Annotated in this window: 1 pseudogene; it reads left to right on the top strand. The window is 51.5% G+C overall.

Annotated elements, in window-relative coordinates:
• Positions 1–295, top strand: a pseudogene (locus A3738_RS31030) (hypothetical protein); the annotation flags it as partial.

The raw sequence follows: 295 nt of genomic DNA, 5'->3' as shown, positions 1-295 counted from the left end.
ATGGTCCTAACCCGGTTGACCCAGTCGATCCGACTGATCCAATCGATCCATCGAACCCTAGTGCTGACGGTGATCCACTGACGGGGGCTGTCACTGTAGCAGAAGACGCAGTTTTTGATCTTGAATTGGGTCCATTAACTCCCATTGATGTTAATGAAACAATGAGCAGTGTCACGATCGGTGGTGTGCCAACTGGAGCGATTTTGTCAGCGGGTACGAATAACGGTGATGGCACCTGGACAGTGGATCCCGCTGATCTTGACGGTTTGAGCCTTACGCCAGTCGAACATTCCAG

It is taken from the genome of Oleiphilus sp. HI0066 (assembly GCF_001635725.1).
This window is presented reverse-complemented; position numbering and strand designations above follow the sequence as displayed.